21 protein-coding genes are annotated in these 18328 nt (G+C 67.8%); 9 read left to right on the top strand and 12 right to left on the bottom strand.

What is annotated here, in order from left to right:
* The first annotated feature begins 7 nt into the window (after positions 1-7).
* From AC3FKG_RS27335 to AC3FKG_RS27320, 4 genes are all read left to right on the top strand, one after another.
* Complete coding sequence (locus tag AC3FKG_RS27335; RefSeq protein ID WP_488744647.1) at positions 8-1132, top strand: glycosyltransferase family 9 protein; 1125 nt, start codon at positions 8-10, stop codon at positions 1130-1132.
* On the top strand, positions 1125-2072 hold the full coding sequence (locus AC3FKG_RS27330) for a glycosyltransferase family 4 protein (protein WP_488744646.1): 948 nt from the start codon (positions 1125-1127) through the stop codon (positions 2070-2072). Before AC3FKG_RS27335 ends, AC3FKG_RS27330 begins: the two co-directional genes overlap by 8 nt.
* 195 nt (positions 2073-2267) lie before the next feature.
* Complete coding sequence (locus AC3FKG_RS27325; protein ID WP_488744645.1) at positions 2268-2987, top strand: BON domain-containing protein; 720 nt, start codon at positions 2268-2270, stop codon at positions 2985-2987.
* A 110-nt stretch (positions 2988-3097) separates the two neighbouring features.
* Positions 3098-4132 (top strand): flavodoxin family protein, encoded by a 1035-nt coding sequence (locus tag AC3FKG_RS27320; RefSeq protein WP_488744659.1) that lies wholly within the window; start codon positions 3098-3100, stop codon positions 4130-4132.
* Between the two features lie 24 nt (positions 4133-4156).
* Here AC3FKG_RS27320 and AC3FKG_RS27315 read toward each other — a convergent pair whose 3' ends face one another.
* From AC3FKG_RS27315 to AC3FKG_RS27300, 4 genes are all read right to left on the bottom strand, one after another.
* The gene (locus AC3FKG_RS27315; protein ID WP_488744644.1) at positions 4157-4399 is read right to left on the bottom strand and encodes a DUF2188 domain-containing protein; all 243 of its coding nucleotides are present in this window, start codon (positions 4397-4399) and stop codon (positions 4157-4159) included.
* A gap of 188 nt (positions 4400-4587) precedes the next feature.
* Positions 4588-5214, bottom strand: coding sequence for a ParB-like protein (locus AC3FKG_RS27310; protein WP_488744643.1), 627 nt, complete (start codon positions 5212-5214; stop codon positions 4588-4590).
* On the bottom strand, positions 5207-5620 hold the full coding sequence (locus tag AC3FKG_RS27305; protein ID WP_488744642.1) for a hypothetical protein: 414 nt from the start codon (positions 5618-5620) through the stop codon (positions 5207-5209). Before AC3FKG_RS27305 ends, AC3FKG_RS27310 begins: the two co-directional genes overlap by 8 nt.
* Before the next feature lie 64 nt (positions 5621-5684).
* Positions 5685-6542: an SDR family oxidoreductase gene (locus tag AC3FKG_RS27300; protein ID WP_488744641.1), complete on the bottom strand. Its 858-nt coding sequence runs from the start codon at positions 6540-6542 to the stop codon at positions 5685-5687.
* A gap of 277 nt (positions 6543-6819) precedes the next feature.
* Here AC3FKG_RS27300 and AC3FKG_RS27295 point away from each other — a divergent pair, with 277 nt between their 5' ends.
* From AC3FKG_RS27295 to AC3FKG_RS27285, 3 genes are all read left to right on the top strand, one after another.
* Entirely contained in the window at positions 6820-7827 is a 1008-nt protein-coding gene (locus AC3FKG_RS27295) for a BON domain-containing protein (RefSeq protein ID WP_488744640.1), read from the top strand.
* Between the two features lie 51 nt (positions 7828-7878).
* A complete protein-coding gene (locus AC3FKG_RS27290) occupies positions 7879-8508 on the top strand; it encodes a ParB-like protein (protein WP_488744639.1) in 630 nt (209 codons plus the stop codon).
* A 178-nt stretch (positions 8509-8686) separates the two neighbouring features.
* The gene (locus tag AC3FKG_RS27285) at positions 8687-9199 is read left to right on the top strand and encodes a hypothetical protein (RefSeq protein ID WP_488744638.1); all 513 of its coding nucleotides are present in this window, start codon (positions 8687-8689) and stop codon (positions 9197-9199) included.
* Between the two features lie 50 nt (positions 9200-9249).
* Here the strand turns inward: AC3FKG_RS27285 and AC3FKG_RS27280 are convergent, their stop codons facing one another.
* The 5 genes from AC3FKG_RS27280 to AC3FKG_RS27260 all read right to left on the bottom strand — a co-directional run bounded on the left by AC3FKG_RS27280 (position 9250) and on the right by AC3FKG_RS27260 (position 12857).
* Positions 9250-9453 carry a hypothetical protein gene (locus AC3FKG_RS27280; protein WP_483714111.1) on the bottom strand — a complete coding sequence of 68 codons (204 nt, stop codon included), beginning with the start codon at positions 9451-9453 and terminating at the stop codon, positions 9250-9252.
* 170 nt (positions 9454-9623) lie between these two features.
* Entirely contained in the window at positions 9624-10655 is a 1032-nt protein-coding gene (locus tag AC3FKG_RS27275) for a DNA topoisomerase IB (protein ID WP_483714493.1), read from the bottom strand.
* Between the two features lie 194 nt (positions 10656-10849).
* On the bottom strand, positions 10850-11527 hold the full coding sequence (locus tag AC3FKG_RS27270; RefSeq protein WP_488744637.1) for a hydrolase: 678 nt from the start codon (positions 11525-11527) through the stop codon (positions 10850-10852).
* Positions 11528-11627: 100 nt separating this feature from the next.
* A complete protein-coding gene (locus AC3FKG_RS27265) occupies positions 11628-12509 on the bottom strand; it encodes a pirin family protein (protein ID WP_488744636.1) in 882 nt (293 codons plus the stop codon).
* A gap of 180 nt (positions 12510-12689) precedes the next feature.
* Positions 12690-12857, bottom strand: a complete 168-nt coding sequence (locus tag AC3FKG_RS27260) for a hypothetical protein (protein ID WP_483714115.1) — start codon at positions 12855-12857, stop codon at positions 12690-12692.
* A gap of 727 nt (positions 12858-13584) precedes the next feature.
* Between AC3FKG_RS27260 and AC3FKG_RS27255 the strand changes: the two genes are divergently transcribed.
* Both AC3FKG_RS27255 and AC3FKG_RS27250 read left to right on the top strand, forming a co-directional pair.
* Positions 13585-15249, top strand: coding sequence for an AMP-binding protein (locus tag AC3FKG_RS27255; protein WP_488744635.1), 1665 nt, complete (start codon positions 13585-13587; stop codon positions 15247-15249).
* Positions 15250-15422: 173 nt separating this feature from the next.
* Positions 15423-16154 (top strand): BON domain-containing protein, encoded by a 732-nt coding sequence (locus AC3FKG_RS27250; protein WP_483714117.1) that lies wholly within the window; start codon positions 15423-15425, stop codon positions 16152-16154.
* Positions 16155-16227: 73 nt separating this feature from the next.
* On the opposite strand, the gene AC3FKG_RS27245 is transcribed toward AC3FKG_RS27250, so the two are convergent.
* The 3 genes from AC3FKG_RS27245 to AC3FKG_RS27235 all read right to left on the bottom strand — a co-directional run bounded on the left by AC3FKG_RS27245 (position 16228) and on the right by AC3FKG_RS27235 (position 18261).
* Positions 16228-17208: a bifunctional helix-turn-helix transcriptional regulator/GNAT family N-acetyltransferase gene (locus tag AC3FKG_RS27245; RefSeq protein ID WP_488744634.1), complete on the bottom strand. Its 981-nt coding sequence runs from the start codon at positions 17206-17208 to the stop codon at positions 16228-16230.
* A 101-nt stretch (positions 17209-17309) separates the two neighbouring features.
* Complete coding sequence (locus AC3FKG_RS27240) at positions 17310-17855, bottom strand: hypothetical protein (RefSeq protein ID WP_488744633.1); 546 nt, start codon at positions 17853-17855, stop codon at positions 17310-17312.
* 73 nt (positions 17856-17928) lie between these two features.
* Complete coding sequence (locus AC3FKG_RS27235) at positions 17929-18261, bottom strand: DUF2322 family protein (protein ID WP_483714120.1); 333 nt, start codon at positions 18259-18261, stop codon at positions 17929-17931.
* Positions 18262-18328: the final 67 nt, after the last annotated feature.

Raw genomic sequence — 18328 nt, 5'->3', positions numbered from 1 at the left:
GAGGAACATGGAAAGAGGCGATCGCGCGGGACTGGGACAGGCCGCGGTGCTGCCATTGCCGTCAGCCAGCCCGGCGTCGGGCCGCGCCGGTCGTCGCATCGCGGTGTTTCGCGCGCTGCAGCTCGGCGACATGCTCTGCGCCGTGCCGGCCCTGCGCGCGTTGCGCGAAGGCGAGCCCGATGCGCAGATCACGCTGATCGGCCTGCCCTGGGCACGCGAGTTTGCCAGCCGCTTCGCGCAGCTGATCGACGAGGTGCTGGTGTTCCCAGGCGCGCCGGGCTTTCCCGAGCAGCCTGTCGACTGCGCGGCGCAGGCCGCGTTCCATGCCGCGGCGCGCGCCCGCCGGTTCGACCTGGCCATCCAGCTCCACGGCAGCGGAACGCTCAGCAACGATGTGGTGCGCCAGCTCGGCGCACGGGCCATGGCCGGTTTTTGCTCCAGCGCGGCGGAAGCGGGCCTGGCCGGCGAGGCGGAGCGGCTGATCCCCTGGCCCGACGGCAACGAGATCGAACGCCTGCTGGGCCTGACGCGCGCACTGGGATATCCGGACGTCGACACGCATCTTTCGTTTCCGCTACGGCCGCAGGACCATGCCGGCTGGGAGCGGCTTGCCGAGCAGCACGGGCTGGTCGGGGGCGAGTACATCTGCGTGCATCCGGGCGCGCGGATGCTGTCGCGCCGCTGGCCGGTCGAGCGCTTTGCCGAAGTCGCGCTGCGGCTGCGCGCGCACTGGAAGGTGGTGGTCACCGGCGCGCCCGACGAAATCATGCTGACGCACCGGCTGTGCTCGCTGGTCGGCGGCGACGTGGTGAACCTGACCGGCGTCACGCCGCTGGGCGAACTGGCCGCGCTGATCGCGCATGCGAGGCTGCTGCTGTGCAACGACACCGGTCCGTCGCACCTTGCCGCCGCGCTCGATACGCCGAGCGTGGTGGTCTCGTGCGGCGGCGACAGCCAGCGCTGGGCGCCCCTGGACATCACCTTGCATCAGGTGCTTGCCTCCTATCCGCCGTGCCGCCCCTGTGGCTGGCAGAAATGCCCGATTCGCCACGAATGCGCGACGGCGATCACGGCGGATGCGGTCGCGGCCGCAGCGCTGGGGCTGGCGTTGCAGAGCTATGACCATGCCTAGGCGACTGCGCATCCTCACGTGGCATGTCCACGGCAATTACCTGTATTACCTGTCGCAGGTACCGCATGAGTTCTACCTGGTGACGCGGGAGGGGTATCCGCCCGGCTATGCCGGCGTGGGCGGCTCGCTGCCGTGGGGACGCAATGTGCATGAGGTGCCCTGGGAGCGCGTGGCCGCGACGGAGTTCGACTGCGTGCTCTACCAGCATCGCAGCCACTATGAGCACGACCGGGAAGCGCTGCTCACGCCCGTTCAGCGCAACCTGCCGACGCTCTATCTCGAGCACGATCCCCCGCAGGAGCACCCCACCAACACGCTTCACCCGGTCCAGGACCCCAATGTGCTGCTTGTGCATGTGACGCCGTTCAACGCCTTGATGTGGGACAGCGGGGTCACGCCCACGCGCGTGATCGAGCATGGCGTGGTGGTCGACGCGTCGGTGCGGTACACGGGCGCGCTCGCGCGCGGCATCAGTGTCGTCAACCACCTGGGCCGGCGCGGGCGCCGGCTCGGCGCGGATGTGTTCGCCGAAGCCCGGCGCATGGTGGCGCTCGACCTGGTCGGCATGGAAGCCGAAGCGTCCGGTGGCCTGGGCGAGGTCCCGAACGACCGGCTCGCGGGGTTCATGGCGCGATACCGGTTCTTTTTCCACCCGATCCGCTACACCAGCCTCGGGCTCGCCGTGGTGGAGGCGATGATGATCGGCATGCCCGTCGTCGGGCTGGCCACTACCGAGTTGTCGACGGTGATCCGCAACGGCATCAATGGCTATGTCGATACGCGCACGGAGAGCCTGGTGGAGGTCATGCGGGCACTGATCGAGGAGCCCGTGCTTGCGGCGCGCTGGGGACAGGCGGCGGCGCGCACGGCGCACGAACGCTTTGGCATTGGACGCTTCGTGGCCGACTGGCAGTCGGCGTTGCGCGACGTGGCCGGATGACGCCGCGGCGCCTTGCTGCCTGGCCGCGCGGCGGATGCAAGTTTTCCCGGTAGCGATGTAAATCACACGGCGCGGCCCGCGCGCTGGCGGCGCAGTGGCGCGCGTGGCGTGGCGGTATGGAACTTGCGGCGACGTTGGGCGCAGGGGGCGGTGCGACCGGCACCGGGCCCATCCCACTCATAACCGGAGCTATCGATGAACCGAGGCGAATATGGTGACCGCCGGCGCTACGACGCGTTCGACCAGGACCCGCCAGACAACTTTGACGATGAGGCGGTTAGCCGGCAGCGCAGCGCCGGCGCCGATCCGCGCTGGCAGGCCGGCGCGCGGCAGCCGGCCAATGGCTGGTCGACATCGCCCCGTTCGCCAGGCGCGCCGCGTCGCGGCGCCCGCACCGAAGCGCCTGAGGCCAGTGCTCCGCCCGCGCCGCGCGATCCGAACTGGCGTTCGCGCCGGGACTGGCACCAGGGCGGCGGCAACGGCTACGGCGACGACCGGGAACGGCTGTTGCGCACCCAGCGCGAGGAGTGGGGCGCCAGCCGTGCGCCCCGGGACACAGGGCAGGGCGAACACGGCTACATGCCGTTCGCCGGCGCGGCGCAATGGGAGCCCATGGACTTCGGGCGTCCCGAGCACGCCGCCGGCCAGCGCCAGGCTTCCGGGCCCAAGGGCTATCACCGCCCGGACGGGCGCATCCAGGACGAGGTGTGCGAACGGCTGGCCCAAAGCTGGTTCGATGTGAGCGAGGTCGAGGTGGCCGTCGCGGACGGCATCGTGACACTGAGCGGCAAGGTCAGGGAACGCGGGCAGAAGTACCGCATCGAGGAAGTGGTCGATACGGTGTTTGGCGTGCGGGACGTCGACAACCAGATTCGCGTGGGGCGCGCTTCGACCTCTTCGCAGGACGCCACATGAACCCACCGGGGCACGGTGCGACACCGGACGCCCTTACCGCCATGGCCAAGCAAGAAAACGCCAGCGCCGATGCGGCGCACGACATACGCAAGGGACAAGTCGTCGAATTCATGTCCCGCGAGGCATTCCGCGCGCGCTTTCGTGCCCGCTATTTCGACCCGGCCTTCCGCAAGGAAGACGCATCGATCGACCGGCTGGAGGCGATCGCCTGGGATGCCTATTGCCAGGGCCGCAAGGCGCCCGTGACCGAGAAAGCCGGTGCTGGCGCGGCGGATCCGGACTATGACCTCTCCGTCGAGTGGCGCCAGGCCCGCGATGCCGTGCGCGACGCCGCGCGACGCCACGACGATCCCAACGCGGACCCGCGTGTGCTGCTGGTGATCGGTGCGTCGCGCAACGACTTCACCTGCCCGGGCGAGGTGTCCAAGTCCTGGCGCCTTGCCAGGCTTGCGTGTGCGCGCATGGAGGCCATGGGGATCACGGTCGATACCCTGGACCTGAGCCTGCTGGCTTCGGATCCGGACCGCCATATCCACCCTTGCAAGGGCTGCGTTTCCACCGCCATGCCGTTGTGCCACTGGCCGTGCAGCTGCTATCCGAACCATGCGCTCGGCCAGGTCAACGACTGGATGAACGAACTCTACCCGCGCTGGATGGCGGCACATGGCGTATTGATCGTGACGCCGACCTACTGGTACCAGGCGGCCAGCCCGCTCAAGCTGATGATCGACCGGCTGGTGTGCGCGGATGGCGGCAATCCCGACCCGAGCAGCACGCATGGCAAGACCGTGGCGGAGGCCAAGGCGCTGGAGCTGAAGGGGTGGGATTACCCGAAGCATCTGGCCGGCCGTGTCTACGGACTGATCGTGCATGGGGACGTGGCCGGCGTGGAAAGCGTGCGGCGCGCGCTGGGCGACTGGCTCGGCTGGATGGGGCTGATCGATGCCGGGCCGCTGGCGCAACTCGACCGCTACATCGGCTACTACACGCCGTATGCGACCTCGCACCGTGCGCTGGACGAGGATGCGGGCGTGCAGCGCGAGGCGGAGAACGTCGGCGCCGCCGTGGCGGAGGCGGTCAAGTTGCGGCGTGAAGGAAAGTTGCCGGCCGTGGGCGGCGACCTGGTTGCGCCACGTCCGAAGTAGGCGGAACGTGCGAGCCGGCCGTCGTCAGGCCATCTGCGGCGCGCAGCAACCGGCGAAGTCGATCTCGCTCTTGCTCTTGCTGCTGGCGTCGTTGGCGGCGTGGATCGTGAGCAGGGCGCCTTCAGCCATGGCCATGCGCACGCCCGCGGTGATGGCATCGCCCTGCGAAGGGTAGTCGACGAGGTCGGCGCCGGGGGCATCCGATTGCACTGACCACTGGCCGGCTTCGGTCTGGAATACCTGAACGGAACAACTCTGGCTGGACATGTAAGACACCTCCGATGCGAACCCATGCCTGTGTTCTACATGGCAAGGCTCCCGGCTGCCGTCCGCCGGGCTCCTACTTTTGCGTCATCGGAACGGAATGCGGTGCGTTTTGTGGCATTGATGCCACTGGCGGGCCTGGCCGGTGTGCGGCCGGAGACATGGCAGGCAATTCGGGGCGCGGGGGACGCTCAGTCCGAAACGGCGCCGCAGTAACCGGGCAGCCGGCGCGCGGCGGTGCTGCGTGCCAGGCGGATGGACTGTGACAATGCCAGCGCGAAGCCGCCGATCGAACTCATGTCTTCCGCCACGCGTTCGCGCAGGAAGCCCGCCCAGCGGAAGTCGCCGGCTGCATCGGGAGGCTTGCGATAGGCGCCGGCCTGGCGCGCGAAGGCCGCCAGGCTGCGGTACGCGTCGTCGCGCATGCCCATGACGCTGGCAGGCAGCGCCTTGACGCCCAGCCGCTGCCCGAGTTCGTCGTAGGGGTGCACGTAGCCGAGCGCATCCATGCGCTTCCAGAATGCCGATGGGGAAAGCTTGCTCAAGTCATGCAGGATGCACACGGGCGCCCGGCGATAGCCGAGTTCCATCCATGCCCGGGCCCAATGGTGATGATCGGCGATGAACAGCGTGCCACCCGGACCCATCACGGTCTTGATACGGTGGCAGCGCAGAAACCGGCGCAGCGCGGCGAGGTCGCCAGGGTCCTGGTGCCGGCGCGTCGCGGTCATCTTGTCGCGCACATGGATGTACCCCAGCGTGAGCTGGGTCGGACGCAGCCGGGCCAGTTCGGCGATAGCCTTGCGCCGTTTAGTCATGGCTGGCGCGCTGCTGGTCGACGTATTGCTCCAGTTCGCTGCCCGGGTCTTCGTTGCCGGTGCTTTCGGAGTCCACCGCTTCGCGCGCCACCGGCAGGGCGGCATCGCGGCGCTGGCCGTGCACGGCCGGGTCGAAATCGGTCCAGCGGCCGCCGTCCCAGTTGCCTTGCGTGCGGTCCAGGTCCATGGCGCCGGCTTCGCGCAGCACGTCGGCGGCGACGGACGGGTTGGCCCGGCGCACGCACGCCGCGAGCACCACGCGCGGCGTCACGCCCGCGTGCCGGGCCTCCGGCGCGGCAGAGAGGATCGAGACATCCCAGACGGAAAAGCCGTGCGCGTACAGGGCGCGCGCGGCATCTTCGGCGCTGGCGACGGTCTCGAATCGTCCGAATACGATCGGTGACATGGCTGCTCTCCTGCTGCAATCGAAAATCTGTGCCGCCAGGGCTGCCCCGGCGGAGCGGATGCTGCTATCCGTTCACCACCTCGCCACCGTTGATATGCAGGATCTGCCCGGTGATATAGCTGGCCGCGTCGGACGCCAGGAACACAAAGCCCGCGGCGACCTCGAACGGCTGGCCCGGGCGGCCCATGGGCGTTTTCTTGCCGAATTCCTCGACCTCTTCGGCGCTGAACGTGGACGGGATCAGCGGCGTCCAGATCGGGCCGGGTGCCACGCCATTGACCCGGATGCCGCGCCCGACGACCTGCAGCGCCAGCGAGCGCGTGAACGACACGATCGCGCCCTTGGTGGCCGAGTAGTCGAGCAGGTGCGCGCTGCCGCGGTACGCGGTGACCGAGGTGGTGTTGAGGATGGCCGAGCCCTTCTTCAGATGCGGCAGCAGCACCCGCGTGAGCTGGAACATCGCGAAGACGTTGGTGCGGAACGTGGCTTCCACCTGCTCGGCGTCGACGTCTTCCAGCGACGGCTTCGGATGCTGCTCGGCGGCGTTGTTGACCAGGATGTCGAGGCGGCCGTAGGCGTCGATCACGCGCGCGGCGACGGCGTCGGCATGGCTGCCGTCGGCGAGATCGCCAGCCAGCGACACGCATTTGCGTCCGGCTTCCTCGACCAGCCTGACGGTCTCGCGCGCGTCGGCATGCTCGTTCAGGTACGCGATGGCGATATCGGCGCCCTCGCGCGCGAAAGCCACGGCAATGGCGCGGCCAATGCCGCTGTCGCCGCCGGTGACGAGCGCGATCTTGCCGGCGAGCCGGCCGCTGCCGACATAGTCATCGGCACCACTGACGGGCTGCGGGTGCATGGGGCTTTGCAGGCCCGGCTGCCGGTCCTGGTGTTGCGGAGGAAGGTCTTTGGGCGTCGACATGGCGTGCTCCTGAAAGCGGCGTTTCGACGGGCCTCGCGCAAGTTCCATGCCTCGGCGCGGCACTGCGTCACTGTGCGGCTGGCGAGGCAGGCTGCCGTAAGCCTTACACCTGCATGGAAATCCTTACCGCAGCCCGACGCCGGTGTGAAGGAACTGCCGTTGTGATGCTCGCCACGCCGCCGCGAATGCTACGGGGCACGGTTCTTGCGGCGTGCTGGTACTCGATGCGGCCCGGCGGGAGGCAGCCCGCCCGGCCACGATTGCAAGGAGGCTAGACATGTTCAACTTCCGCAAGGGCCGCGGCAGCGGCAGCGAAGGCGGCGACTACGGGCGGCAGGAGCAGCAAAGAAAGGGTGAGCAAAGACACGGTGCCGGGCACGATGAAGGCCAGGGCAGCGGCTCCGAGGACTGGGGCCAGGAGTGGGGCGAGGACTGGCGCGGCGAATCTTCGCGCGGCAGTGCCTGGCACCAGCAGGACACGCCGGCAGGCCAGCCGCGCGGCAGCTGGGGTGAACAGGGCTACGGCGCCGCCGACATGGGCGGCCGCGGCAATCCCTACAGCGACACCTATGGCGGCTACCAGCCCTCTGCGCGAGACGGCGGGTACCAGCAGCACGAGCGGCGCTCACAGGGCTCCCAGGGCTCGCAAGGCGCGCAGCGCTCGCAAGGCTCGCAAGGCTCGCAGCGCCAGCAGTGGGGACAGGGCGGCTTCGACTCGGGCAACTATGAAGGCAGCTTCGATTCCGGCGCGGGCAGCAGTAGCGGCCGCGGTGGCCGCGCGATGCACTGGGACGAAGGCATGGCGCGCGACCGCGCACAGCGCGGTGGGCAGCCCGCCTATGGCGGCGGGTATTTCGGTGATTCGCGCAGCGGCGGCCAGTCGTACAGCGGTGGCCAGCGCCTGTATCGCGACGACGCGGGCGACCGCGCCCGCAGCGGCGGCGCCTCAGGTTCCGCGCGGCGGCTGGTCGGGCCCAAGGGCTACCGGCGTCCCGATGAACGCGTGCACGAGGATGTGTGCGAACGGCTGGCGATGAACCCGAACGTCGACGTCTCCGACGTCTCGGTGGAAGTCTCCGATGGCGTCGTCATGCTCGAAGGCACGGTACAGGCCCGGCGCGAAAAATACGAGATCGAGGAAATCGCGGAGGCCGTGTTCGGCGTGAACGAGGTCGAGAACCGGCTGCGCGTGCAGCGCAACCAGGGGACGGAACGCGCGGGTCCCGTAGCGGGCCATCTGGAAGGCGCGGACACGCCGCCCAACCGCACGCTTAACAAGAGTTGAGCCACACGGCACGGCGGCTTGCCCGCCGCGCCATCTCAACGCCGTGCCAGCATGCGCCAACCCCGTGTCCTTCGCGACGACAGCAAGCTCTTGATGCCGCTCGACGCCTTGCATCCCACGCAGATCACGATAGGCGCCTACCACGTTGCCCAGAAGGTGCACGTGACGCGCCGCATAGCGCCCGCGCGCAGGCCGGGGTTCCTTGACCGGCATCGCGTGCATGTGATCATCGGCCCGGAGCAGGTGCCCTACGTGGTCGACCATCACCACTGGGTGCGCGCGTGGCACGACCTCGGCCTGACGCACGCACCGGCGATCGTCCGCCGGGACCTGAGCCGGCTCGACGCGCACGCGTTCTGGCAATGGATGGTGGCCAAGCACATGGTGCATCCCTATGACGAGCACGGGCAACGCCGGCCGCTGACCGAGCTGCCGGCGTCCATCCACGACATGCGTGACGACCCGTATCGCAGCCTTGAAGCGTTCGTGCAGCTGGCGGGCGGCTACCGCAAGGTCCGCGAGGCGTATCCCGATTTTCGGTGGGCGGACTTCTTCCGGCGCCACATCGACGGCCCGCTGGACTCGCAGCCGTCCTTCGCGGCCGCGCTGGTGCGCGCGTTTCGCCTGGCCCAAAGTGAAGAGGCCCGGTCACTGCCGGGCTATATCGGCCGGCTGCGTTGACCACGGTCCTGCAGCATTGCCCGGCTTGCAAGCGGGGGATGGAGCCCGTGCAGCTTTCACACGGTCCGCGCTTTCGCCCGCCCGTCGCAGGCGCGCCACGCCGTGGCATGCCCGTTGCGTCGGCACGGGGGCGGCAACCGCCGCGTCACCAGACAGTTATGAGGAGACGGAGATGTCAATGTCCAGGATGTTTTGCGCGTCCGCGGCCGTGCTGCTGTTCAGCGGGTCGGTTCTTGCCCAGACCACGCCAGGCTCGCCAGGCGGGGCCGGTGGTACCGCGGGCCCCGGCAGCACGGGTTCCTCCGCCACGAGCGGCGGCACCGCCACCGAACCCGGAACCGGCTATGCCACCACGCCGGGCACCAGGCGTGGTGGCGCCAGTTCGTCGGATACTCGGGGCAGCACGGACGGCACGAGCAGCGCCACTGGCACCGGCGGCGCGCATGGCTCGCGCGATATGAGAGGGTCCAACGGCACGCGGGGTAGCACCGGGACTCGCAGCGGGACGGGTACGACCCCTGGAACCGGTACGCCAGGCGGAACCGGCATGGGCAGCGGGGCCGGCATGGGCAGCGGCGCCGGCATGGGCACCGGTGCAGGCACGGGAATGGGCGGCGGATCGCCCGGCACGGGCACTGGTGGCGCCGCAGGCACTGGTGCAGGCGCTGGTCCGGGAGGCGGCGGACGCTAAGGTGCTACACAGCCCGCGGGCCGTGGACTTCTACCTTGCCGCCGGGGCGGTCACTTCATCGTCTGCATCGCTTGTGCGGCGCGCGTCTCCAGGGCGGCAAGGGCGCCTCGCAGTACCTGTAGCAACCTGTCGGCCTCCTGATGGTCCTGACCCGCTTCCTTGAGCTTTTTCAACCGACTCTCCTGCGCCTTCACCTTTGCCCTGGTTTCGCCAATGTAGCGATTGAGTACGACTGCGTCTCGGAAGTCGGGCATAGTGGTCTCCCCTTCATGTTCCGGTCATATTGGCGAATTAAACGCCGGCGCAGGTGTCCGAAAACTGTCCGTATTTCGCGCCTTTCGTACAGTGACACGATCAGATCGAGAGCCGCACTTTTATGGGTGCCAGTCAGGCGCGACGGCATTCGCCCCCTGGGATGGGAACGTCACGCGGTGCCCGTCTTCTCCAGCAGTCTGAGCAGCCGTGCTTCGTCCGCGCGAAGGTGTGTCCGGGCGGGACCCGCGGCGCCTTCCGTAGCGTCGGCGAGAAAGGCGTCGATGACCGCGGGATGGACATAGCATTTGCGGCAGACCGCGACGGTATTGCGCAGGCGCTGCGCCACCGTCTTGATGGCGTCGGCCACGGCCTTGCGGCGCTGGGCCTCGGTTGCCGCGGGTGCGCGTGCTGCCTCGCGCAGGAGTGCCAGGGCATGGACGCTGCCGGCCCAGGTACGGAAATCCTTGGCCGTGAAGTCGCCGCCGGTGACATCGCGCAGGTAGGCATTGACGTCGGCGGAGCCGATCTCGCGCACGTCGCCTTCGCTGTCGACATACTTGAACAGGCACTGGCCCGGCAACTCGGCGCAGCTGCGCACGACACGGGCCACGCGTGGATCATTGACCGACACGTCGTGCGTGATGCCGCTCTTGCCGGTGAACTGCAGCCTCAGCTTGCTGCCATGCACGCTGACGTGCCGCCGCCGCAGCGTGGTCAGGCCGTAGGTGCGGTTCTGCTTCGCGTAGCGCGGCGAGCCGACGCGCACCAGCGTGGCGTCGAGCAGGCGCACGACAGCGGCAATGACCTTCTCGCGCGGCATGCCGTTGCGGCCGAGGTCGCGCTCGACCCGCCCGCGCAGCCGCGGCAGGGTCCTGCCAAAGTCGGGGAGGCGCGCATATTTGTCGGTGTCGCGCAGCGCGCCCCAGTCGGCGTGGTAGACGTACTGCTTGCGGCCGCGCGCATCGCGGCCCGTGGCCTGCAGATGCCCGTTGGCGTCGGCGCAGATCCAGACGGATTCATAGGCGGGAGGAATGGCCAGCGCGGCAATGCGGGCGAGCGTGGCGGCGTCGCGCACGCGATTGCCGTGCGCGTCGACATAAGCAAAGCCGCTGCCGCGGCGCCGCCGGGTAATGCCCGGCATGCTGTCGTCGACGTAGTGCAGGCCTGCTTCGCGCAAGGCGGCCCGGGCGTCTTCGTCCATGCCACCCACCAGGGTGGCCTCGGCGCAGCAGCCTTCCGATGCTCGCATTGCTCCGCTCCTTGTGCAGGCCAGCGGCGCACCGGGCGGTGCGCCGGACCATTTCATTGTATGGAGCGGTTGGCGAATGTTCAGTGGGTGCTGTCCTACAGGGGCGCGGACAACGCGGGGACGGATCGAAGCGGCGCGCCCGCGGATCAGTTTGCCGAGTCGAGGACTTCGCCGTCCTTCTGCACGGCTTGCGCCTTCATATAGCTTTCGATCAGCAACTGGTAGGCCGGGAAGATCTTCGTGTAGACCTCGGCCCATTGCTGCGCGTCATCACGATGCCAGGTGTGCTGCAGTTCCGAGGCGACGGCTGCCGTGTCCATCGGTACGACGCCGGCCTGCACCACGCGCGCCAGCGTGATCTCCTGCGCCATCTTCGAGTACGTGCCCGAGGCGTCGACCACCGCAAAGACCTTGTAGCCGTCGGCCACCGCGCTGATGGCCGGGAAGGCCATGCATACGCTGGTGATGGTGCCGGCGATGATCAGCGTCTTCTTGCCGGTGGCTTCGACGGCGGCGACAAAATCGGGGTTGTCCCAGGCGTTGATTTCACCCTTGCGTGCCACGTATTTCGCGTGCGGGGCGTTTTCGTGGATCTCGGGGATCAGCGGGCCGTTCGGCCCTTGCGGCACCGAGGCGGTGGTGATGACGGGCAGTTTGCTAAGCGTCGCCATCTTGGCCAGCGCGGCGGCGCGCTGGCGCAGTTCGGGCATCGGCATGTCGCCCACGGTCTGGAACAGGCCGCTCTGGTGGTCGATCAGCAGCATGGCGGTATCGGCCGGGTCAATGACGGGGCGCTTGCCGTTGAAGTTGGCAGGGCTGCTCATGGTGAATCTCCTTGAACGTTGGGTGCCTGGGCACAGGCTGTCGTTGAAGCCCGCCACCGGTCGGCGGCGGGCGATAGGGCGTGAGCGAGGCCCACGGAAACTAGGTGTTGGCGGGCTGGCGAGCCATGCTGGCGAAGCGGCCGCTGTTGAGGTCGCCCAGCGCCTGCTGGATTTCCTGCTCGGTGTTCATCACGAACGGGCCATAGCCGACGATCGGTTCATCGATCGGCTCGCCGGCCAGCAGGATCACCGTGGCATCGGTGCTGGCTTCGACACAGGTGCCTTCGCCGGCGCGGTCCAGCAGGACCATCTGCGCTTCGCCGGCAACGGTGTCGCCATTGACGCGCACGGTGCCGCGCAGCACGATCAGCGCGGCGTTCCAGCCATCGGGCACCGGCAGCTCGCTGATGCCGCCCTGGTTCAGGCGCATGTCCCACACCTGCAGCGGCGTGAAGGTGTGCGCGGGTCCGGCGTGGCCGTCGAAGCCACCGGCGATCACGCGCACGGTTCCCGCACCGGCCGGGAGCGCCACGGCGGGAATGTCGTCGCTGGTGATGGCCTGGTAACCCGGCATCGCCATCTTGTCGCGCGCCGGCAGGTTCACCCACAACTGCACCATCTCGAGCGGTCCGCCGGATTCGGAGAACGCCTTCGAATGGAACTCTTCATGCAGGATGCCCGCGCCAGCCGTCATCCACTGCACGTCGCCGGGGCCGATCACGCCGCCCTGGCCGGTCGAGTCGCGGTGCGCGACTTCGCCCTTGTAGACGATGGTCACGGTCTCGAAGCCGCGGTGCGGATGCACGCCCACGCCACGCGGCTGGCTGGTCGGCGTGAAGTCGGCCGGGCCGGCGTAGTCCAGCAGCAGGAACGGGCTGAGCTGCTTGCCGTGGCTCTGGTAGGAAAACATCGAACGGACCGGGAAGCCATCGCCTACCCAGTGGGGACGCGGAGCGCTGTAGACCCCGAGGATTCTCTTCATTGCCATCTCCTTTTTGTTTCGCTGACCAGCGGTGCCGGGTCGATGGAGAAAGCATAGAACTGGGACGAAGCGAGTTGTAGACGCCAGAATCCGTTATCAGAGTTCTACCAGTGGAACGATGAAGAGGGGTGCCAATGCCTCCGCCGCGATCCGCGGTCGCGACGTCGGCACCCGGGGATGTCAGCGCGGTTGCAGGCGCCAGCCGCGCAGCATCGCACCGAGACGCTTCAGCGCACGCCACCGCAGGCGTCCCGGGCTGGACAGGTCGCGCATGGCGCGCAGGCGGTCGGCGTCGTGCGCGGCGACGTCAGGGTGGCGGAAGTCAGGCAGCAGGATCGAGAACTTCATGGCAGGTCTCCGATGGGATTCCCGATCCGACGCCAAGCTCAGTATTGCGGCGGCCGGAAGCGGGAGCTTGCGGGAACGGCGCGCGGGCAGGGCCCGGTGCGCGCCGGCTTTGGTAAGGGACTACAAGGGTCGTCGGGCATGGAAAGCTCCGGTTCGGGTGGATCGGCATGGGCCGACGCGCGTGCCGGCAAGGCCCGCGCAAGGCGCACGGCTGTGGCCACCGACGGCATGCGTGCGCGTGCCGGCGACAGACCGGGTCGGGCTAAGCGGGCATGCGCGGCGGCTCGCGGCGCGAGCGTGCCGGACATGCGATGCAAATTCGAGTGGTGCGGGAGAAACGTCCGCGGCGAATGCCGCGATCGATGCGCACCGTCAGGCAATTCCTGCCAGACGGTGGCCCTGCGATGCCGTGCTGGCGCAAGCGTCAGCAGTGCGGAGGGATGCGGGTCTGGCGAGGGTTACCGGTGATGTCCGTCAGGACAACTGGCTGAGTCCAATTGGAACCCCAAGGCTTTAAAACAGCGCGCAGTCTAGCCCTGCAGTCAGGGTGCGTCAACCTTCGCGGTCCGGTGAAAGTGCCGGACGCCGCGCACATGGCAAAAACCGTCAGCCGTGCTGGTGCAATCGGCTATTGCCGCGTGCAGGCCGCTGGCACACACTCGTGCGGCACAGGCGGGTGCCTCGCTGCACCGCGCCGCATAACAGCTATGACAAGGTTGGAGACACCATGCGCAACTACACCGAAGCCTTTGCCGGATTCTCATACCCGGACACCGTCAGCCGCCAGCTGCACGGCAATCTCGATGCCATCAATGCCTGCGTGGAGTGTTGCGACCGGCATGCGCTGCCGGGCCGCATCGCCCTGTTCTGGGAAGGGCGGGACGGGGCCTCCGAGACCTGGACGTTCACGCAACTGCAGGCGCTCTCCGCGCAGGTGGCGGGCTTCCTGAAGGCGCAGGGCGTGCAACCGGGCGACCGCGTGGCCGGCCTGCTGCCGCGCACGCCGGAACTGCTCGCCACCATCCTCGGCGTGTGGCGTGCCGGCGCGGTCTACCAGCCACTGTTCACCGCGTTCGGGCCCAAGGCCATCGAGCACCGGCTGAACACCTCGGGCGCCAAGCTGGTGGTGACCGACGGTGCCAACCGCGGCAAGCTCGACGATGTCGCCGACTGTCCTCCCATCGTCACCGTGGCCGGCGAGAAGGGCCGGGGCCTGGTGCGCGGCGATTTCAGTTTCTGGGCCGAAGTGGAGCGCCAGCCCGCGCAGTTCGAGCCCGTCATGCGGCGCGGCGACGATCCGTTCCTGATGATGTTCACCTCGGGCACCACCGGCCCGGCCAAGCCGCTGCAGGTGCCGCTGAAGGCTATCGTGGCGTTCGCGGGCTATATGCGCGACGCGGTCGACCTGCGCGAGCAGGACGCCTTCTGGAACCTGGCCGATCCCGGCTGGGCCTATGGGCTGTACTACGCGGTGACCGGACCGCTCGCGCTGGGCCATCCGACCACGTTCTACGACGGCCCGTTCACGATCGAAAGCACATGCCGCGTGATCCGGAAATACGGCATCACCAACCTGGCCGGGTCGCCGACCGCCTACCGATTGCTGATCGCGGCAGGCAAGGCGGTGTCGGGACCGCTGCGGGGCCAGTTGCGCGCGGTCAGCAGCGCCGGCGAGCCGCTCAACCCGGAAGTCATCCGCTGGTTCGCCAACGAGCTGGGCGTGACCATCCATGACCACTATGGCCAGACCGAAACCGGCATGGTGCTGTGCAATCACCACGCGCTGGCGCATACGGTACGCATGGGCGCGGCCGGCTTTGCCAGCCCGGGCCATCGCGTGGTGGTGCTTGACGACGAGCACCACGAACTCCCCGCGGGCCAGCCGGGCACGCTGGCGCTGGATCTCACGCAGTCGCCGATGTGCTGGTTCCCCGGCTACCACGGCACGGCCACGCGCGCCTTTGTCGGCAACTACTACCTGACGGGCGATTCCGCCGAACTCAACGACGATGGCAGCATCAGCTTCATCGGCCGTGCCGACGACGTCATCACCACCTCGGGCTACCGGGTCGGGCCGTTCGACGTGGAGAGCGCGCTGATCGAGCATCCGGCCGTGGTCGAAACCGCCGTGATCGGCAAGCCCGATCCGGAGCGCACGGAACTGATCAAGGCCTTCGTCGTGCTCGATCCGCAATACCGGCCGACGCCGGAACTGGCCGAGGAATTGCGCCTGCATGTGCGCAATCGCCTGGCGGCCCACGCCTACCCGCGCGAGATCGAGTTCCTGGTGGAACTGCCCAAGACGCCTAGCGGCAAGGTCCAGCGCTTTATCCTGCGCAACCAGGAGGTCGCCAAGGTGCGCGACGCGCAGGGCGGCGCCCCGGTGGCCTGACGCCGCCAACGGCCCGCCAAAGCGTCAGGAAGGCCGCCATACTGCTTCCTATAATGGGGAGGCGGCGCCGGCCTGCTACGGGTCATCGGCAGCAGGCCGGCGCCGCGCCAGGCGTGCCGGCAGGCAGGGGCGCGCTCCTTCCCAGCTCCAGACCATCAGGCGAGGCAGACATCATGCAGAGTAGCGAAGCGGTGCTGACGCAGGCGCGCGCAGCATTGGCACATGTGCCTTATCAGGGTCACCACCTCCATCCCGAGATCCATTTGCGGCTGTCCGACGGCGCGCTGATCCTGGAAGGCGAGGTGGCGGACATTGTCGACAAGACGCGTGCGGCCGCCCTGGTGCGGCGCGTGGATGGGGTGACCAGCGTAATCGACCACCTGCGCGTGGCCGACGGCGCCACACCGGTAGGGGACGGCGAGCTGCGCGATGCGGTCTGCGAGCGCTTGCTGAACGCTATCGATTTCCGCAATTGCAAGATCTGCGCAAAGGTGAAGGGACAGCTCGAGCCCATGCGCGAGGCCGTGGGCGAGCGCAGCGGCTGGATCGAGGTGGCCGCCAGCAACGGCGTGGTCACGCTGAGCGGGCAAGTCATCAGCCTGTCGCATATGCGCCTGGCCGGCGTGCTGGCGTGGTGGTCGCGCGGTTGCCGCTGCGTCGTCAATGAACTGGTGGTGGCACCGGCCGAGACCGATCGCGATGACGAGATCACCGAAGCGCTGATGCTCGTGCTGGAAACCGATCCGTTCGTCGATGCGGGCCGCATCACCGCTCGCACCGAGAACCATGTCGTGACGCTCGAAGGCTATGCGGCGACCGACTATGCGCGCAAGCAGATCGAGCGCGACGCCTGGTATGTGCATGGCGTGGAGAACGTCGTCAACCATATCGCGCTGCGAAACTGAGCGGCGGTCAGCTGGATCGCGGTGTTCATGGGGCGGCGCCGGGACCGGCGTTGCCCCACGGTCCGTTCTGGTTTTATGCGAGAGGTTGAGGCTGCCAGCGCCTGAACCGTTGCTCGATGACTTGGGTCCCCCATTGCGATCCCGCGAAATCATCCGTCAATTGAAAACCGAATGACTCGTAAAGATGGCGGGCCGCATCCAGCCCTTTGAACGTCCAGAGGTATGTCTCGCGGAAGCGCTCGTCGGCAAATTTCATCGCGTGCGACATCAACTGCCGTCCGATACCCGTGCCACGCAGTGAATCGTCGACGATGAACCAGCGCAAATGGGCGATGCCCGTTTCGTTGTCTCCATCGATGGCAACCGAGGCGAGAGAGCGGCCATGTTCGGCGTACAGCCACAGAGCCTTGCCAGCCGCGGGCAGCGTGCCTGCAAACTCCGCAAGCTCTGTCGCCACCTTCTGCTCGAAGAACGCGCCGAAGCCCCAATGCGCCGAATAAAACCGTGCGTGCAAGCTTGCGATATCGCCAATGCAGCCGGGGCGGTAGCCCTCCAGAACTGGTGCGATGTCGGCGTCTCCGCCGGCAGTCTTGACCGCATTGTCTTGCGTGAGCGCGTCGGCGTACAGCGCGAGAGAACGAACCAGGGCCTGCTGGTCGGCGGGAACCATCCGTCGCAGCGCGCTGGAAACCTGGTCGGTTGCGAAGCGGTCGATTTTCTTGCGGAGCGTCTGTCCTGCGCCGGTCAAATAGAGCTCGGACGACCGGCCATCATCGATTGCGGTCTTGCGCATGACCAGCCCGCTACGCTCCAGCCTCGCGAGCTGCCGGCTCGTGTTTGATTTATCCAGGCGCAGGATATTGCCCAGCGCCTTTGCGCTGATGCCAGGGGTCGTCCCGATTTCTATGATCGCGTGAACCGCGGACGGCGCAAGGTCACTATCGGCCAGGGTGGTTCGCATGAAACCCAGTTCGCGAACGAGCCTTCGGGAGAATTCGCGAAGCTCCAGAATTGTCGCTTCACGGGATTTGGCCGGGATGTCGACGAGTTCCATGGACTGATTCCAATGAGTTGCGATCCGCAATCAATATAGTTGCGGATCGCAACTCAATCAAGTCCGGCCTTACCGAGATGACTGGAGCGGGCAGGGCGCCGTTACAACGGTGCGGGCGTCGTCGCGGGTGCTGCCGGCGCGGCCGGCTTCTTCTCACTGGTCCCGCTGTACGCGAAGTACTTCGCTTTGGCGCCCTTGGCCCAGTACGCGACGGTGAAATGCTTGCCATCGCGCGCAGACAGCAGCTCAAGGGTGCCGTTGGCCGCCGCCCATTCGGCATAGGCGTTCTCGGCATTGGCTTCGGTCCTGCGTTTGGACTCGTAGCGCGCGTCGAGCTTGCCGGTCACCTCTTGCAGTGCCGAGCGCTCGAAGGTCAGGCTGATCAGGGCTACGGTGTCCTGGGCATCGCAGTTGACGATCGCGCGGCTCAGGCCCGGCAGGTTGAACCGGTCGAGATTGCGGAGTTCGATGGCGTCTCCGCCGGCCCATGGCGCCTTGCCGGTCGTCACGCGGTTCGGGCCGGGTGTCAGCCGGGCGCAGTGCGTCTTGCCGAGTTCCAGGCCGAGCGGTGCGGCCAGGTTGCCCGGCGTTTCGGCACAGGCGATGGACGCCGAAAACGCGGCGGCGAACAGGAAAACCTTCTTCATTCGGGCAATCCTCCGGGCGGAATCTGTAGAGTCTTACGGCGCTTTGATGCGGTCACTTGATATCCGGACGGCCTCAGGCCTTGGCTACCACGTCGATGCGCAGCGCCTGCGCGCCTGCGACGATCGCCAGCAGGCGGTCGACGTTCGGATGGGCGCCGGGGCGATTGCGGGCGTCGAGGGTGTGTTCGGCGAACAGCCCCAGGCCATATTCCGCAGCCTTGGCATCGAGCGTGCCGAAGGCCTGTTGCAGGTAGTGATACACGGCCAGCGAGCCCTGCTTGCCCGGCTGGTTTTCGATGCTGGCCACCACCGCGCCGTTGCCGTCGATCAGGTCGATGCGCGCGACGGCGTCGATCGCGGGCATCTGGGCGAGGTTGTCCTTGAATACAGGGGTGGGCTGGATCACTGAAGCACTCCGTTGGTTGGTAAAACGGGGCGTATCTTATCCGATCCCGGACGAGCCCCGGCCCTGT

This window comes from Cupriavidus sp. 22TCCZM04-2, from assembly GCF_057798895.1.
The sequence above is the reverse complement of the archived record's forward strand: the minus strand, read 5'-3'. Positions and strand labels throughout refer to the sequence as shown.

What these genes read in the sequence shown, in the direction of transcription:
- AC3FKG_RS27335 (WP_488744647.1), top strand. Translation starts at nt 8, where the DNA reads ATGGAAAGAGGCGATCGCGCGGGACTGGGACAGGCCGCGGTGCTGCCA.
- AC3FKG_RS27330 (WP_488744646.1), top strand. Translation starts at nt 1,125, where the DNA reads ATGCCTAGGCGACTGCGCATCCTCACGTGGCATGTCCACGGCAATTAC.
- AC3FKG_RS27325 (WP_488744645.1), top strand. Translation starts at nt 2,268, where the DNA reads ATGAACCGAGGCGAATATGGTGACCGCCGGCGCTACGACGCGTTCGAC.
- AC3FKG_RS27320 (WP_488744659.1), top strand. Translation starts at nt 3,098, where the DNA reads ATGTCCCGCGAGGCATTCCGCGCGCGCTTTCGTGCCCGCTATTTCGAC.
- AC3FKG_RS27315 (WP_488744644.1), bottom strand. Translation starts at nt 4,399, where the DNA reads ATGTCCAGCCAGAGTTGTTCCGTTCAGGTATTCCAGACCGAAGCCGGC.
- AC3FKG_RS27310 (WP_488744643.1), bottom strand. Translation starts at nt 5,214, where the DNA reads ATGACTAAACGGCGCAAGGCTATCGCCGAACTGGCCCGGCTGCGTCCG.
- AC3FKG_RS27305 (WP_488744642.1), bottom strand. Translation starts at nt 5,620, where the DNA reads ATGTCACCGATCGTATTCGGACGATTCGAGACCGTCGCCAGCGCCGAA.
- AC3FKG_RS27300 (WP_488744641.1), bottom strand. Translation starts at nt 6,542, where the DNA reads ATGTCGACGCCCAAAGACCTTCCTCCGCAACACCAGGACCGGCAGCCG.
- AC3FKG_RS27295 (WP_488744640.1), top strand. Translation starts at nt 6,820, where the DNA reads ATGTTCAACTTCCGCAAGGGCCGCGGCAGCGGCAGCGAAGGCGGCGAC.
- AC3FKG_RS27290 (WP_488744639.1), top strand. Translation starts at nt 7,879, where the DNA reads ATGCGCCAACCCCGTGTCCTTCGCGACGACAGCAAGCTCTTGATGCCG.
- AC3FKG_RS27285 (WP_488744638.1), top strand. Translation starts at nt 8,687, where the DNA reads ATGTCCAGGATGTTTTGCGCGTCCGCGGCCGTGCTGCTGTTCAGCGGG.
- AC3FKG_RS27280 (WP_483714111.1), bottom strand. Translation starts at nt 9,453, where the DNA reads ATGCCCGACTTCCGAGACGCAGTCGTACTCAATCGCTACATTGGCGAA.
- AC3FKG_RS27275 (WP_483714493.1), bottom strand. Translation starts at nt 10,655, where the DNA reads ATGGACGAAGACGCCCGGGCCGCCTTGCGCGAAGCAGGCCTGCACTAC.
- AC3FKG_RS27270 (WP_488744637.1), bottom strand. Translation starts at nt 11,527, where the DNA reads ATGAGCAGCCCTGCCAACTTCAACGGCAAGCGCCCCGTCATTGACCCG.
- AC3FKG_RS27265 (WP_488744636.1), bottom strand. Translation starts at nt 12,509, where the DNA reads ATGAAGAGAATCCTCGGGGTCTACAGCGCTCCGCGTCCCCACTGGGTA.
- AC3FKG_RS27260 (WP_483714115.1), bottom strand. Translation starts at nt 12,857, where the DNA reads ATGAAGTTCTCGATCCTGCTGCCTGACTTCCGCCACCCTGACGTCGCC.
- AC3FKG_RS27255 (WP_488744635.1), top strand. Translation starts at nt 13,585, where the DNA reads ATGCGCAACTACACCGAAGCCTTTGCCGGATTCTCATACCCGGACACC.
- AC3FKG_RS27250 (WP_483714117.1), top strand. Translation starts at nt 15,423, where the DNA reads ATGCAGAGTAGCGAAGCGGTGCTGACGCAGGCGCGCGCAGCATTGGCA.
- AC3FKG_RS27245 (WP_488744634.1), bottom strand. Translation starts at nt 17,208, where the DNA reads ATGGAACTCGTCGACATCCCGGCCAAATCCCGTGAAGCGACAATTCTG.
- AC3FKG_RS27240 (WP_488744633.1), bottom strand. Translation starts at nt 17,855, where the DNA reads ATGAAGAAGGTTTTCCTGTTCGCCGCCGCGTTTTCGGCGTCCATCGCC.